The sequence below is a fragment of the Nocardioides marmoribigeumensis genome (assembly GCF_031458325.1).
Taxonomy (GTDB): Bacteria; Actinomycetota; Actinomycetes; order Propionibacteriales; family Nocardioidaceae; genus Marmoricola_A; species Marmoricola_A marmoribigeumensis.
The window spans coordinates 848,687-862,031 of record NZ_JAVDYG010000001.1 but is presented as its reverse complement, the minus strand read 5'-3'; the positions used below and the strand labels follow the sequence as shown (position 1 = coordinate 862,031).

The window sequence follows — 13,345 nt, the reverse complement described above, 5'->3', positions numbered from 1 at the left end:
CGAACGGGCAAGCGGAACGGCAAGCGGAGGTCAGTCATGGGTGGCGCGATGCGCAAGATGGGTGTCTACCTCGGACTCCTCGAGGACACCGAGCGCTACGACGACGACTACGACTACGGCGCACCCGACCAGGGTGTCCCGCCGCAGCACGGCTACCACGACGACCGCAGCCGTCAGGCCCAGGTCGCCCAGCTCGCCGACCGCCGCCGCCCGGTCGCCTCGCCCGTCGCCGCGGTGTCGACCCCGCAGGTGACCGAGCTGGCCCGCATCACCACGCTGCACCCCACGACCTACAACGACGCCCGCGCCGTGGGCGAGGCGTTCCGTGCGGGCGTCCCGGTGATCATGAACCTCTCCGAGATGGACGACGCCGACGCCAAGCGTCTGGTCGACTTCGCCGCCGGCCTGATCTTCGCCGTGCACGGCTCGATCGACCGCGTGACGGCCAAGGTCTTCCTGCTCTGCCCGCCCAACGTCGAGGTGGGCATGGAGGAGAAGGCGACCCTGGTGGAGAACGGCTTCTTCAACCAGAGCTGACCCCCGACCGGTCCGGTTGGCGTCGATCCCTAGGCTGAGCGCGTGTACGTCGTCGGTTCGATCATCGGGACCATCCTCCAGCTCTTCCTGATCCTGCTGTTCGTCCGCTTCGTCTTCGACTGGGTGCAGGTCTTCGCCCGCGACTGGCACCCTCGCGGTGCGCTGCTGGTGCTGCTCGAGGTCGTCTACAGCATCACCGACCCGCCGATCCTGCTGATCCGGCGCTACGTCCCACCCCTGCGGCTGGGGGCGATCCAGCTCGACCTGGCCTTCATCATCGTGCTGATCAGCGTCTTCCTGCTGATGGACCTCAACGCCGCGATCTTCTACCGCTGATCCGCGTCTCAGCGTCCCCGCCCGTGCCGCAGCGCGAGCCGCTACGGTGAACCCCGCGACCCACGTCGCGACCGACACCGGCTCCGCAGCGACCTGAAGGACGGACCATGGCCCTGACGCCCGAGGACGTGAGCAACAAGCGCTTCACCGCAGTTCGCCTGCGTGAGGGCTACGACATGGGCGAGGTCGACCAGTTCCTCGACGAGGTCGAGGCCGAGCTCACCCGCCTGGTCACCGAGAACGACGAGCTGCGCGCCAAGCTCGAGGCCGCCCAGAGTGGCGCCCCGATGCCCGAGAGCAAGGCCCCCGTCGAGCTGGCCAAGGAGCCCGAGCCCGAGCCCGAGGCGACCCCGGCCGAGCCCGAGACCCAGGCCGAGCCCGAGCCCGAGCCGGAGCCCGCCCCCGAGCCGGAGCAGCCCGCCGCTCCCGCGGCACCGCAGGAGCGGGTCGTCGAGACCATCCAGGTCAGCACCACCGCCGAGGCCTCCAAGGCCGCCACCCGTCTGCTCGAGCTCGCCGGCCAGAACGCCGACGCCCTGGTCGCCGAGGCCGAGGAGCAGGCCGAGCAGATCGTCGGCCAGGCCAAGGCCGAGGCGCAGCGGGTCGAGGACGAGGCCCGCAGCCGCGCCGAGCAGCTCGACAGCGAGACCGACCAGCGCCGCACGCAGCTGTTCGGCGACCTCGAGCGCGAGAAGGAGGAGCTCGACGCGGAGGTCAACCGGCTCAAGGAGTTCGAGCAGTCCTACCGCTCCGAGCTCAAGGGCTACTTCGAGCAGCAGCTGGAGGCCCTCGAGGGTCGCGGCGAGCCGGGGTCCTTGCAGAGCAGCAGCGGCACGAGCGGCGCCGACGCCCAGGCCTGACCCGCCGGCACCACCTCAGCAACGACGAGACCCGCCCCTCCGGTCGCCCGGGGGAGCGGGTCTCGTGCGGTCAGCGGGTGACGCTGAAGCTGATGCCGAGGTCGTCGTCGCGGCGCACGTCACCGGTCGGCTCCGCCTCGGTGACCGACGTGGCCAGCACCTCGGTGCCGATCAGCTCGGTGTGCGTCCGCACCGCCTCGGCCGTCTCCTCCTCGTCGGCCTGCCAGACCAGGGTGATCCGGTCGGAGACCTCGAACCCGCTGGCCTTGCGCGCCTCCTGCACCATGCGGACCACCTCGCGGGCGACCCCGGCGCGGCGCAGCTCCTCGGTGATCTCCAGGTCCAGCGCGACGGTCTCGCCCTGCTCGTTGACCACCGACCAGCCCTCGCGGGGCCGCTCGGTCACGATCACCTCGTCGGCCAGCACCTCCACGTCCTCGCCGTCGACGCTGACCGTCGCCCGGCCCGAGTCGCGCAGCGAGCGCGCCAGCGCCTCGGCGTCGGCGGCCGCGATCGCGTTGGCCACGTGGGGCGTCTGCTTGGCGAACCGCTTGCCCAGCGCGCGGAAGTTGCCCTTGGCGCTGTGGTCGACCAGGTCGCCCGCTGAGGCCAGCGGCTCCAGCGTGAGCACGTTGAGCTCCTCGGCCACCTCGGCGCGCAGCGCCTCGTCCAGCAGGTCGTACGACGAGGAGGGCACCAGCGCGCGGCCCAGCGGCTGGCGCGTGCGCACCTTGGCGTCTGCTCGCGCGGCGCGGCCGAGCTCGACCAGCCGGCGTACGAGGGAGACCTGCCGCGCCAGCTCGTCGTCGACGAGGAAGGCGTCGGCCTCGGGCCACGAGGCGAGGTGCACCGACGCCGGGGCGTCGTCCGCGGTGCTGCGGAACAGGTCCTGCCACACCCGCTCGGTGATGAACGGGGTCAGCGGCGCCATCAGCAGCGTGACGACGCGCAGGCACTCGTGCAGGGTCGCCAAGGCGGACGGGTCGCCGTCCCAGAACCGGCGGCGGGAGCGGCGGACGTACCAGTTGGACAGGTCGTCGACGTACGCCGCGAGCAGCTGCCCGACCCGCTGGGTGTCGAAGCCCTCCATCGCCGCGGTGACGCCCTGGGCGGTGCGGTGCGCCTCGCTGAGCGCCCAGCGGTCCAGCGCGGGGCGGTCGGCGTACGACGGCGCGGGCGTGCCCGGCTCCCACCCGGCGGTGCGGGCGTAGAGCGCCTGGAAGGACACGACGTTCCAGTAGGTCAGCAGCACCTTGCGGACGGTCTCCTGGATCGTCGCGTGGCCCACGCGCCGCGCCATCCACGGCGACCCGGAGGCGGCCATGAACCAGCGGACCGCGTCGGCGCCGTGCTCCTCCATCAGCGGGATCGGCTCGAGGATGTTGCCCAGGTGCTTGGACATCTTGCGGCCGTCCTCGGCCAGGATGTGGCCCAGGCAGACGACGTTCTTGTACGACGACCGGTCGAAGACGAGGGTGTTGACCGCCATCAGCGTGTAGAACCAGCCACGGGTCTGGTCGATCGCCTCGCAGATGAAGTCGGCGGGGAAGGCCTGCTCGAACCTCTCGACCGACCCCTCGACGTGGGGGTAGCCCCACTGCGCGAACGGCATCGAGCCGGAGTCGAACCACGCGTCGATCACATCGGGCACGCGCCGCGCCTCGCGCCCACAGACGGCGGAGCCGTCCCCGGTGGTGACGGCGGAGCCGTCGCCGGTGGTCGAGCCTGTCGAGACCGGGCAGTCGAAGGTGACGTCGTCGACGAACGGCTTGTGCGGGTCCAGCCCGGACTGGTCGGAGCCGGTGAGCTCGGACAGCTCGGCGAGCGAGCCGACGCAGACCTGGTGGTCCTTCTCGCAGCGCCAGATCGGCAGGGGGGTGCCCCAGTAGCGGCGACGCGACAGGGCCCAGTCGATGTTGTTGTGCAGCCAGTCGCCGTAGCGGCCCCACTTGATCGTCTCGGGGTGCCAGGCGGTGGCCTCGTTCTCGCGCAGCAGCTCGTCCTTGCGCGCGGTCGTGCGGACGTACCACGACGGCTGGGCGTAGTAGAGCAGCGCGGTGTGGCAGCGCCAGCAGTGCGGGTAGCTGTGCTCGTAGGCGACGTGGCGGAACAGCAGCCCGCGCGCCTCGAGGTCGGCGACGAGGGCGGTGTCGGCGTGCTTGAAGAACTGCCCGCCCACCAGCGGCACGTCGTCCTCGAAGTGGCCGTCGGCCTTGACCGGGTTGACCAGCGGCAGGCCGTAGCGACGGCAGACCGCGAGGTCGTCCTCGCCGAACGCGGGGGACTGGTGGACCAGGCCGGTGCCGTCCTCGGTGGTGACGTAGTCGCCGAGCACCACGAAGTGCGAGCGTCCGCCGTCGGCGGTCGGGGGGAACTCGACCAGGTCGAACGGCCGGGCGTACTCCCAGCGCTCCATGTCCTTGCCCTGCACGGACTCACCGACCGTCCAGCCCTCACCGAGCGCCTTGTCCACCAGCGGCTCGGCGACGACCAGCGTCTCCTCGCCGTTGCTCACCAGGACGTAGGTGACGTCCGGGTTGACCGCCACCGCGGTGTTGGAGACCAGCGTCCACGGGGTCGTGGTCCACACGAGCAGCTGCGCGCGGCCGGCGTACGGGCCACTGGTGAGCGGGAACCGCACGTAGACGCTGGGGTCGACGACCGTCTCGTAGCCCTGGGCGAGCTCGTGGTCGGACAGGCCGGTGCCGCAGCGGGGGCAGTACGGCGAGACGCGGTAGTCCTCGACCAGCAACCCGGAGGTGTGGATCTGCTTGAGCGCCCACCAGACCGACTGGACGTAGTCGGGGCTCATCGTGCGGTAGGGGTCGTGCAGGTCGACCCAGTAGCCCATCCGCCGGGTCATCGTCTCGAACTGGTCGACGTTGCGCAGGACGGACTCGCGGCACCTGTCGTTGAACTCGGCGATGCCGTAGGCCTCGATGTCGCCCTTGCCGCTGAAGCCGAGCTCCTTCTCGACCGCGAGCTCGACGGGCAGGCCGTGGCAGTCCCAGCCGGCCTTCCGCTCCACCCGCATCCCGCGCATCGTCTTGTAGCGCGGGAAGAGGTCCTTGAAGACCCGCGCCTCGACGTGGTGGGTGCCGGGCTTGCCGTTGGCCGTCGGGGGCCCCTCGTAGAACGTCCAGCGGGGTGCGCCCTCGCGCTGCTCCATCGAGGCGGCGAAGGTGTCCTCGGCGGCCCAGAGATCGAGGACCTCGCGCTCCATCGCGGGGAGGTCCACCTGGGGCGGGACGGGACGGTAGGTGCTCATCGCGGGTCTTCCTCGGGTCGCTTCGTCGGACCGGGCCCGTGCCGGGTCCGGACGAAGGGACGAGGCCCGCCACCGGGTCCCGCGGTACCACCCTCCTTGGTGCCGCCCTTGAGGGCTGCACCCACTCGTGGCGCGCCGCAGCCGGGTCTACCTGCTGGGTCCGGAGTGGTCGGTCCGGGTCCAGCGCTCTTCCGGCGGCTCGGGGGTGATCTTCGCTCCGGACAACACCCCCGGGCTCTCACCGTCCCCGGGTCGCTGCCGGCTGTGCTCGGAGCTACTCGTCCCGTCCACGCCTCGCGGTCGTCCCCAAGTCTGCCAGAGCACCCACGAACGGCTCCACGAGGTTTCGCCCCGTGTGCCGAACACACCCCTCCGGGCGTGGATCGGCCCGGGCGTGGCTGGTTGTCACGCCAGGTCAGGCGGCATATCCTCGCCACGCGCGCGCCGGAGGGGCGCGCGTTTCGGTTCGGTGTTCGAACGCCCCGGCGTCGGACGGCCCCGACGACGAGGAGTCCCCGGCATGGCTCGATCCACCGCCGGCAAGCTGGCCAGCAAGACCGTCTCCAAGACGGCTGCGGCCGCGCGACGCGTCACGGGCGTCGGCCGCAAGTCCAGCGCCGCCACCAAGTCCAAGGCCTCCGCGGCCACGACGTCGACGTCCGCACCTGCGGCGGCGAAGAAGGCGCCTGCGAAGGCCCCTGCGAAGGCTGCGGCGAAGGCGCCGGCGAAGGCCCCTGCGAAGGCTGCGGCGAAGGCGCCGGCGAAGGCCCCTGCGAAGGCCCCTGCGAAGGCTGCGGCCAAGGCGCCTGCGAAGGCCGCCCCTGCGAAGAAGGCGCCTGCGAAGAAGGCGCCTGCCAATGCTGCGCCGGCGAAGTCGGCGGCGAAGGCTCCGGCGAAGTCGGCGGCGAAGAGGGCCCCGGCCAAGGCCGCGCCCGCGAAGGCGGCTGCCACCAAGGCGGCCGCGACGAAGGCGCCGGCCAAGGCCGCCGCCACGAAGTCGGCCGCGAAGAAGGCTCCGGCCAAGTCGGTCGCCAAGAAGGCGCCGGCCAAGGCCGCGACGAAGAAGGCTGCCCCCGCGACGAAGGCTCCAGCGGCGAAGGCGCCTGCGAAGGCCGCTGCCGAGAAGGCGCCCGCCAAGAAGACGCCCGCCAAGAAGACGCCCGCCAAGAAGACGGCGCCCGTCGAGGCGACCTCGGCCGAGGCCACCCGGTCGGCGGCCAAGAAGACCGCGAAGGCGCCTGCCAAGGCGACCGCGAGGAAGACGTCGACGACCAAGGCGCCCGCCACGAAGGCCCCGACCAAGAAGGCTGCGGCCGCCGCTCTGCTGGTCAAGGACGACGAGGACCCCTGGACCCAGGGCGAGCTCGACGAGGTCCGCGCCGAGCTGACCACCGACGTCGACCGCCTCCGCGGCGAGCTCGACCTCGTGGAGCACGAGCTCGACGAGCTCATGCGCGACGGCGGGGACGGCGCTGGCAACGACCAGGCTGACGTGGGGTCCGCGACGTTCGAGCGCGACCACGAGATGAGCCTGGCCAACAACGCGCGCGGGATGCTCCTGCAGACCCAGCGGGCGATGGCACGCATCGACGACGGCACCTACGGCGTGTGCGAGTCGTGCGGCCAGCCCATCGGCAAGATGCGGCTGCAGGCTTTTCCCCGTGCGACACTGTGCATGACATGCAAGCAGCGAGAGGAACGCCGCTGACCCCGAGTGGTCACAGCGGCCCCGAGGCCCGCGACCCTGGAGTCCCCGTCACCACCCCGTCCCGCCGTCGCCTGCGCCTGCTCCTCGCGCTCGTGGCCCTCGCGGCGTACTCCGTCGACGTCGTCACCAAGACCTTCGCGATGCGTCACCTGGACGGTCGTGAGCCGGTCGAGCTGATCGGTCCCGTGCTCCGGCTGACGTTGGTGCGCAACCCGGGCGCCGCGTTCAGCACCGGCACGTCGTCCACCGTCGCGCTCACCCTGCTGGCTGCCGCTGCCGTGGTGGTCGTCCTGGTCCTGGCACGCCGGGTCGGCACGCGCGGCTGGGCAGTCGCGCTCGGCCTGCTGCTCGGTGGGGTGTCGGGCAACCTGACCGACCGCATGCTGCGCGACCCCGCGCCGTTGCGGGGTCATGTCGTGGACTTCCTCCAGCTGCCGCACTGGCCGGTGTTCAACGTCGCGGACATCTGCATCAACCTCGCGGCGGCCCTGATCATCTGGCACTCGTGGCGCGGGGTCCCGCTGCGCGGGCGACGGCCCCAGACCGACGGCTCCGAGGAGACCGGGGAGGGTGCGGGCTCGTGAGCGACCACCGCACCGTCCTGGTCCCCGAGGGTCTCGCGGGCGAGCGGGTCGACACCGCCCTCGCGCGGATGTTCGGCGTCTCCCGCAGCCGGGCCGCCGAGCTCGTGGGGCAGGGGCTCGTCCACGTCGACGGCCAGGAGGTCGCCAAGTCCGAGCGGGTGCACGCCGGGTCGATGCTCGAGGCCACGATCCCGGCCCTCGCACCGGTCGCGGTCAAGCCCGAGATCGTGGAGGGCATCGGGATCATCCACGACGACGACGCCCTCGTGGTCATCGACAAGCCGGTCGGCGTCGCGGTGCACCCCAGCCCGGGCTGGTCGGGCCCGACCGTCGTCGGCCACCTCGCCGCAGCCGGGTTCCGCATCTCCACGAGCGGGGCGAGCGAGCGGCAGGGGATCGTGCAGCGGCTCGACGTCGGCACGTCGGGGGTGATGGTGATCGCCAAGTCCGAGTCGGCGTACTCCATCCTCAAGAACGCCTTCCGGCACCGCACGGTCGACAAGACCTACCACGCGCTGGTGCAGGGCCACCCCGACCCGTTCCGCGGCACGATCGAGGCCCCGATCGCGCGGCACCCCAAGTTCGACCACAAGTACGCCGTGATCTCCGGTGGCCGGCACAGCGTCACCCACTACGAGACGCTCGAGGCCCACCGGTTCGCCAGCCTGCTGGAGCTGCACCTGGAGACCGGTCGCACGCACCAGATCCGTGTGCACATGCAGGCGCTGCACCACCCGTGCGTGGGCGACCCGCTCTACGGCGGCGACCCGGTCCTGGCCGAGCGGGTCGGGCTGAGGCGGCAGTGGCTGCACGCCGTGCGGCTCGGCTTCGACCACCCCGACTCGGGAGAGTACGTCGAGTACGAGTCGCCCTACCCCGACGACCTCGCCCACGCCCTGGACGTGATCCGTGGGCTCGACTGACGGTCCCGACCTGACCGGGGTGCTGCTGCGCCCGGCCGGTCCCGACGACCTCGACGCCGTCGTCGAGGTGCACCTGACCTCGCGCAAGGCCGCGGTCCCGGCGATGCCCCCGATGGTCCACCCCGACCGCGACGCCGCGCCCTACCTGCGCGGGCGGATGGCGGCCGGCGAGACGTGGGTGGCCGAGGTCGAGGGCCGGGTCGTGGGCTACGCGCTCGTCGACGGGGCGTGGCTGGACCACCTCTACGTGCTCCCCGACTTCGCCGGGCAGGGCATCGGCAGCAACCTGCTCGACCTGGTCAAGACGCTGCGGCCGGGCGGCTTCGCCCTGTGGGTCTTCGAGAGCAACGAGCCGGCCCGACGGTTCTACCGCCGCTGGGGGCTGGTCGAGCTGGAGCGCACCGACGGGTCCGGCAACGACGAGCGCGCCCCCGACCTCCGGATGGCCTGGGAGGGGACCGATCCGATGGCCTACCTCCGGACCCAGGTCGACGAGACCGACGACGACCTGGCCCGCGTGCTCGCCCGGCGGGCGGCCCTGACCGCGCGCATCCAGGAGCACAAGGAGGTGCCCGGCCACGAGGGCCGCGACCCGGCGCGCGAGGCCGAGATCGTCGAGCGGCTCGTGGCCACGGCGCCGGCCCTCGGCACCGAGGGGTGGACCCGGATCCTCGAGGCGGTCATCACGGCCAGCCTCGACGCTGCCGAGCGCCGGGCCTGAGCGGTCGCGCCCGGGCCGGCTGGCCGTCGTACGACTGGGGTGCGGGAAAACTGGCACTCCCCGAGCGAAGTTTCGCTCGGGGAGTGACAAAGTCACTAGGTACCTAGTGAAACTGCACCCAGCGGCTCACCGCGGGGCGCGGGCCAGGACCACCGAGAGGCCCGCCAGGAGCCCGGCCGGCACCACGACCCCGACGCCGGCGGCGCCGAAGACGGCGAAGGTCGGCAGCACCAGGAGGGCCGGGACGACCGCCCACCAGGGGGTACGACGGGCGCGGGCCAGGGCGGCGAAGGTCACCGGGAGCACGAGGAGCATCGAGACCAGCCCGGGCAGCAGGTAGGCCTTGACCGCCCACTGCTCGCCACCCATGCCGTCGTAGATCCTCGACGCGGCGTCGAGCCCGCTCTCGTTGGTGATGGCGGCGAAGAACAGGTCGCTCATCATGAGTGCCGGCATGCTCACCATCACCAGGAAGCCGAGCACGGCGGCGAGGTTCATCAGGCCGCGGCCGCGACCGCGGACCAGGGGGACCAGGGCGAGCGGGACGACGCCCCACACGCCGTAGGCGAGGTGCAGCAGCGTGGCGTGCCACTGCAGCTGGTCGACCTCGGCGGCGTAGACCTTGATCATCTCGCGGCCCTCGTTGGCCGCGCCCGGGTCGGTGAGGGTGGCAGCGGCGAGGAGGACGCCGGCGACGGCGGGGAGGGCGAGCTGCACGGCGCGGCGGACCCCCGGACCGGACTCGGCGGCGGGCGCGGTGGTGGTGGTGGCGGTGGTGGCGGCGGCGGTGTCGAGCGTGGCGGTCATGGCGACTCCTTGGTCAGTGGGCGGTGTTGCCCGATGACCTGACTCTCGCCCGCCCGGTGACCCCGGCAGCAGGGGTCGGCGTCCCGACTGCCCGGGAACCCCGGGCGGGACCTTCAGGCGGGACCCTCAGGACGCGGGACCGCCGAGCCCGGCGTCGCGGGCGAGGGCGACCATCTCCGCGCGGGAGCGGGCGTGCAGCTTGGTGAGGATCGCGCTGACCCGGTTGCGCACGGTCTTCTCGCTGAGGAACAGCCGTCGCGCGATCGTCGGGTTGTCGAGGCCACCGGCGATGAGCTCGAGCATCTCCAGCTCGCGGGGGGTCAGCTCGGGGAACGGGCTGACCGCCGACGAGCGCCCCTGGCTGAACAGGGTGAGCACGCGCTCGGCGATGCCGGCCCCGAAGACCGCCTCGCCGCGTGCCACGCCGTTGATCGCCCGCTCGATGTCGAGACCGTCGGACTCCTTGAGCAGGTAGCCCCGGGCCCCGGCCCGCAGCGCGGCGAAGATCGAGTCGTCGTCGGAGTCCATCGTCAGCACGATCACGGCGGTGTCGGGGTGCTCGACCTTGATCCGCGCGGTCGCCTCGAGACCGCCGACCTCGGGCATGCGCAGGTCCATCAGCACCACGTCGGGGGCCATCCTCGCGACCAGCTCGACCGCCTCCCGGCCGTTGGCGGCCTGCCCGACCACCTCGATGTCGTCGAGGTCCTGCAGCACGGTCACCATGCCGGCGCGGAACATCGGGTGGTCGTCGGCCACCAGCACGCTGACGCTCATGCGGGGTCCAGGGGGAGCTCGGCGCGGACCGTGGTGCCGCCTCCCGGCGTCCTGGTGACCCGCAACGTCCCGCCGACCTCCGCCGCGCGCTCGCGCATGCTCCGCACCCCGACCCCCTCCTTCACCCGGGCGGGCATCCCCACCCCGTTGTCGCTGACCCGGACCACCAGTCGGCGCCCATCCTGCCCGAGCCCGACCTCGACCCGGCTCGCCACGCTGTGGCGCAGCGCGTTGGTGAACGCCTCGGAGGCGATGGCGTACGCCGCCACCTCGACCGCAGCGGTCGGCGGGTCGAAGGGCGCGACGGTCACCTGCGTCGCGGGCTGGTCGTGCCCGGCCACGAGCTGCCTGACCGCACCGGCGAGTCCGAGCTGGTCGAGCACGGGCGGCCGCAGCCCGTGCACCACGGCGCGCAGCTCGCCCACCCCGGCACGCAGCCCGTCGCGCAGCGCCTCGGCGCGCTCGGCGAGCGAGGCGTCGAGCGACCGCAGCCGCCGCGCCAGCGAGTCCAGCTGGAGCGCGGTCCCCGCCAGGGCGGGTGCGACCCCGTCGTGCAGGTCCTTGCGCAGCCGGCGCCGCTCCTCCTCGCGAGCGGCCACGATGCGGCCACGGCTCAGGGCCACGTCGCCGACCAGGCGTGCGGCGTAGGCCAGCGTGCCGGCACGCGAGGCGATCTCGGCCACGGCGTTCTCCTGCTGCGGGGTCCACCGCTCGTGCGGCCGGCGCAGCCCGACGTGCAGCTCGCCGACCCGGTCGCCGAGCGCCTCGACCCTGACCACCTGGCTGCCGTGGACCGGCGTACCGGAGGTGAGCGTGAGGTCGTCGCTGACGTACGCCGCGTAGGGCAGCCGCAGCGACTCCCGCAGCCCGTCGACGAGCCGCTGCAGGGCGTCGACGGGCTGGGAGGCCCCGGCGACCCGCTTGCCGACGTCGGCGACGACGGCGTAGGCGTTGTGCCGGTGACCGAACAGGCGCCGGTCCACGACCCGCTGGACGCGCTCGCGAGCGGCCGCCGCGGCCAGGGCCGCCAGGGCGACGACGAGCACGCCCCAGCTCGAGCCGGGCGCGACCGCGTCGGCGACGTAGACCAGGACGACGTAGACGCCCACGACCATCGCGGTGATGATCGCGAGGACGAGCGTGCGGCTCAGCGTCACCTCGATGTCGAAGAGCTGGTGACGCAGGATCCCGATCGCCATCGCCGTGGGCACGCCGGCCAGGGAGGCCGAGAACGCCCATTCGCCGGCGGCACCGGGCATGAAGCCCACGGCCACCCCCACGAGCAGGACCAGGCCGCCGAGGAGCAGCCACAGCAGCTGCGTGCGCTCCCGGTCCTGCGCCCGGCGCATGCGCAGCGCGATCACCAGGACGCCGGTCGGGATCCCGACGAAGAACAGCGGCATGACGCACGCGACGACGAGGCCTCGCAGCCAGTCGGCGCCCGGGATGCCGAGGGGGTTGGCGACCTCCGGCGCGAGGTCGGGAGGGACGTCGGCGAACATCCGCCCGACGACCGCCAGGGTCGCCAGGACCAGCAGGAACCGGACCAGGTGGCCCCAGCGTCGACCCAGCGGCCGGCCGTCCGGGAAGAGGTGCGGGATCACCGGCACGGTGTAGAAGTACGGCGGGGCGAAGCCCCACACGGCGAACCACGCGCAGGCAGCGCCCACCACGCCCTCGCCGCCGGTGTGGGCGGCGACTGCCGAGGCGACGTGGTAGGGCCCGATGACGGCCGTGACGAGCATCAGCCGGCCCACGCTGTTGTGCGGCTGGACGCGCAGGATCAGCGCGCCCGCGACCGGCCAGGTCATGCCGAGCACGAGGTCCGGGGCGGCGAAGCCCAGTGCCACGTCGTTGCCGTCGAGGTAGACCGAGAGCGGGAACGCGCCCAGGCAGCACGCCACGGACACCGCGGCCGCCACGGCGGCGAAGGTGGCGAACCTCGACGCCGGGGCCCCGATCTCGTCCGGCGGCGTCACCTCCGTGGTGGTCATGGCGAGAACTCTGCCCGACGCGACGTCCCGGAAGGAGGGGGTCGGTGTCCCTCGTCGGCGGGTCGCCGGGCGCACGAGGCTCGGCGTACCGCCCCGGACGCGCCGGGACCCACCTCGAGGAGAACCGCCATGACGCAGACCCGGACCACCACCCGCCTGGACGCGCCGTCCGGGGCCGGCCGTCGCGCGTGGCCGCTCACCGCCGCCGCTGCCGGCCTGTGCGGCGTCGTTGCCACGCTCGTGCTCGACGGCCGCAGCGCGGTCGGTGACGACGTCTCGCTCGCTCCGCAGCTCTTCGAGAGCCTCGACCCGACGGTCTACCGCGCCTCGATGGTCGTGGGCTACCTCGCTGTCGTCCTGCTGCTCGTGACCGCCGCGCACTGGCGCCGCCACGTCGAGCACCGGGTGCCCGGCTCGACCGCCGCCCACCTGGTGCCGCTCGGCCTGCTCGCCTCGGCCGCCGGGCTGACCTACGGCTACGGCTGGAAGGGCGCGCTCGGCGACTACATGCCTGGCGGCCCCGAGCACGGGATGTACGACGACCAGGGGCTCTACGTCTACTACCTGCTCAACGACTTCGGGGCCTACATCGGCTGGCTCGGCGTCGTGGTCTCGGCCGGTGCCGTCGCGTGGATGGCGTTCCGCGAGCGCACGGTGTCGCGCTGGATCGGGGTCGTCTCGGTGCTGCCGGTCCTGCAGACCACCCTCATGGTGGCCGGCATGGGCGTCCCGGGTGTGCCCGCGCTGCTCGGCCCCCTGTGGCTGCTCGTGGTCGGTCTCGGCCTGTCGCTGGGTCGGAGCACCGTGGTCCGCTGAGGACCCCTAGATTG

General features: G+C 72.8%; 12 protein-coding genes. 8 read left to right on the top strand and 4 right to left on the bottom strand.

Annotation, left to right across the window (positions count from 1 at the left end):
- The first annotated feature begins 36 nt into the window (after nucleotides 1-36).
- The 3 genes from J2S63_RS04170 (at nucleotide 37) to J2S63_RS04160 (ending at nucleotide 1,733) form a co-directional block, all read left to right on the top strand.
- The gene (locus J2S63_RS04170; RefSeq protein WP_310299002.1) at nucleotides 37-537 is read left to right on the top strand and encodes a cell division protein SepF; all 501 of its coding nucleotides are present in this window, start codon (nucleotides 37-39) and stop codon (nucleotides 535-537) included.
- A gap of 42 nt (nucleotides 538-579) precedes the next feature.
- Nucleotides 580-873 carry a YggT family protein gene (locus J2S63_RS04165; protein WP_310298999.1) on the top strand — a complete coding sequence of 98 codons (294 nt, stop codon included), beginning with the start codon at nucleotides 580-582 and terminating at the stop codon, nucleotides 871-873.
- 107 nt (nucleotides 874-980) lie between these two features.
- A complete protein-coding gene (locus J2S63_RS04160; protein ID WP_310298997.1) occupies nucleotides 981-1,733 on the top strand; it encodes a DivIVA domain-containing protein in 753 nt (250 codons plus the stop codon).
- 70 nt (nucleotides 1,734-1,803) lie between these two features.
- On the opposite strand, the gene ileS is transcribed toward J2S63_RS04160, so the two are convergent.
- Nucleotides 1,804-5,001, bottom strand: coding sequence for an isoleucine--tRNA ligase (gene ileS / locus J2S63_RS04155; protein WP_310298995.1), 3,198 nt, complete (start codon nucleotides 4,999-5,001; stop codon nucleotides 1,804-1,806).
- Between the two features lie 520 nt (nucleotides 5,002-5,521).
- Here ileS and J2S63_RS04150 point away from each other — a divergent pair.
- Genes J2S63_RS04150 through J2S63_RS04135 form a run of 4 tightly spaced genes read left to right on the top strand, consistent with a single transcriptional unit; the run spans nucleotide 5,522 to nucleotide 8,937 of the window.
- On the top strand, nucleotides 5,522-6,709 hold the full coding sequence (locus J2S63_RS04150; RefSeq protein WP_310298992.1) for a TraR/DksA family transcriptional regulator: 1,188 nt from the start codon (nucleotides 5,522-5,524) through the stop codon (nucleotides 6,707-6,709).
- Nucleotides 6,682-7,293: a signal peptidase II gene (lspA, locus tag J2S63_RS04145; protein WP_310298989.1), complete on the top strand. Its 612-nt coding sequence runs from the start codon at nucleotides 6,682-6,684 to the stop codon at nucleotides 7,291-7,293. The genes J2S63_RS04150 and lspA overlap by 28 nt, the downstream gene beginning before the upstream one ends.
- The gene (locus J2S63_RS04140) at nucleotides 7,290-8,216 is read left to right on the top strand and encodes an RluA family pseudouridine synthase (RefSeq protein ID WP_310298985.1); all 927 of its coding nucleotides are present in this window, start codon (nucleotides 7,290-7,292) and stop codon (nucleotides 8,214-8,216) included. Before lspA ends, J2S63_RS04140 begins: the two co-directional genes overlap by 4 nt.
- Nucleotides 8,203-8,937 carry a GNAT family N-acetyltransferase gene (locus J2S63_RS04135; RefSeq protein WP_310298983.1) on the top strand — a complete coding sequence of 245 codons (735 nt, stop codon included), beginning with the start codon at nucleotides 8,203-8,205 and terminating at the stop codon, nucleotides 8,935-8,937. Before J2S63_RS04140 ends, J2S63_RS04135 begins: the two co-directional genes overlap by 14 nt.
- Nucleotides 8,938-9,063: 126 nt before the next feature.
- On the opposite strand, the gene J2S63_RS04130 is transcribed toward J2S63_RS04135, so the two are convergent.
- The 3 genes from J2S63_RS04130 to J2S63_RS04120 all read right to left on the bottom strand — a co-directional run bounded on the left by J2S63_RS04130 (nucleotide 9,064) and on the right by J2S63_RS04120 (nucleotide 12,515).
- Nucleotides 9,064-9,744, bottom strand: coding sequence for a hypothetical protein (locus J2S63_RS04130; RefSeq protein ID WP_310298980.1), 681 nt, complete (start codon nucleotides 9,742-9,744; stop codon nucleotides 9,064-9,066).
- A 126-nt stretch (nucleotides 9,745-9,870) separates the two neighbouring features.
- Nucleotides 9,871-10,521: a response regulator gene (locus J2S63_RS04125; RefSeq protein WP_310298978.1), complete on the bottom strand. Its 651-nt coding sequence runs from the start codon at nucleotides 10,519-10,521 to the stop codon at nucleotides 9,871-9,873.
- On the bottom strand, nucleotides 10,518-12,515 hold the full coding sequence (locus J2S63_RS04120) for a sensor histidine kinase (protein ID WP_310298975.1): 1,998 nt from the start codon (nucleotides 12,513-12,515) through the stop codon (nucleotides 10,518-10,520). The genes J2S63_RS04125 and J2S63_RS04120 overlap by 4 nt, the downstream gene beginning before the upstream one ends.
- Nucleotides 12,516-12,644: 129 nt before the next feature.
- On the opposite strand from J2S63_RS04120, the gene J2S63_RS04115 reads away from it, so the two are divergent.
- A complete protein-coding gene (locus J2S63_RS04115) occupies nucleotides 12,645-13,331 on the top strand; it encodes a hypothetical protein (RefSeq protein ID WP_310298972.1) in 687 nt (228 codons plus the stop codon).
- Nucleotides 13,332-13,345: the final 14 nt, after the last annotated feature.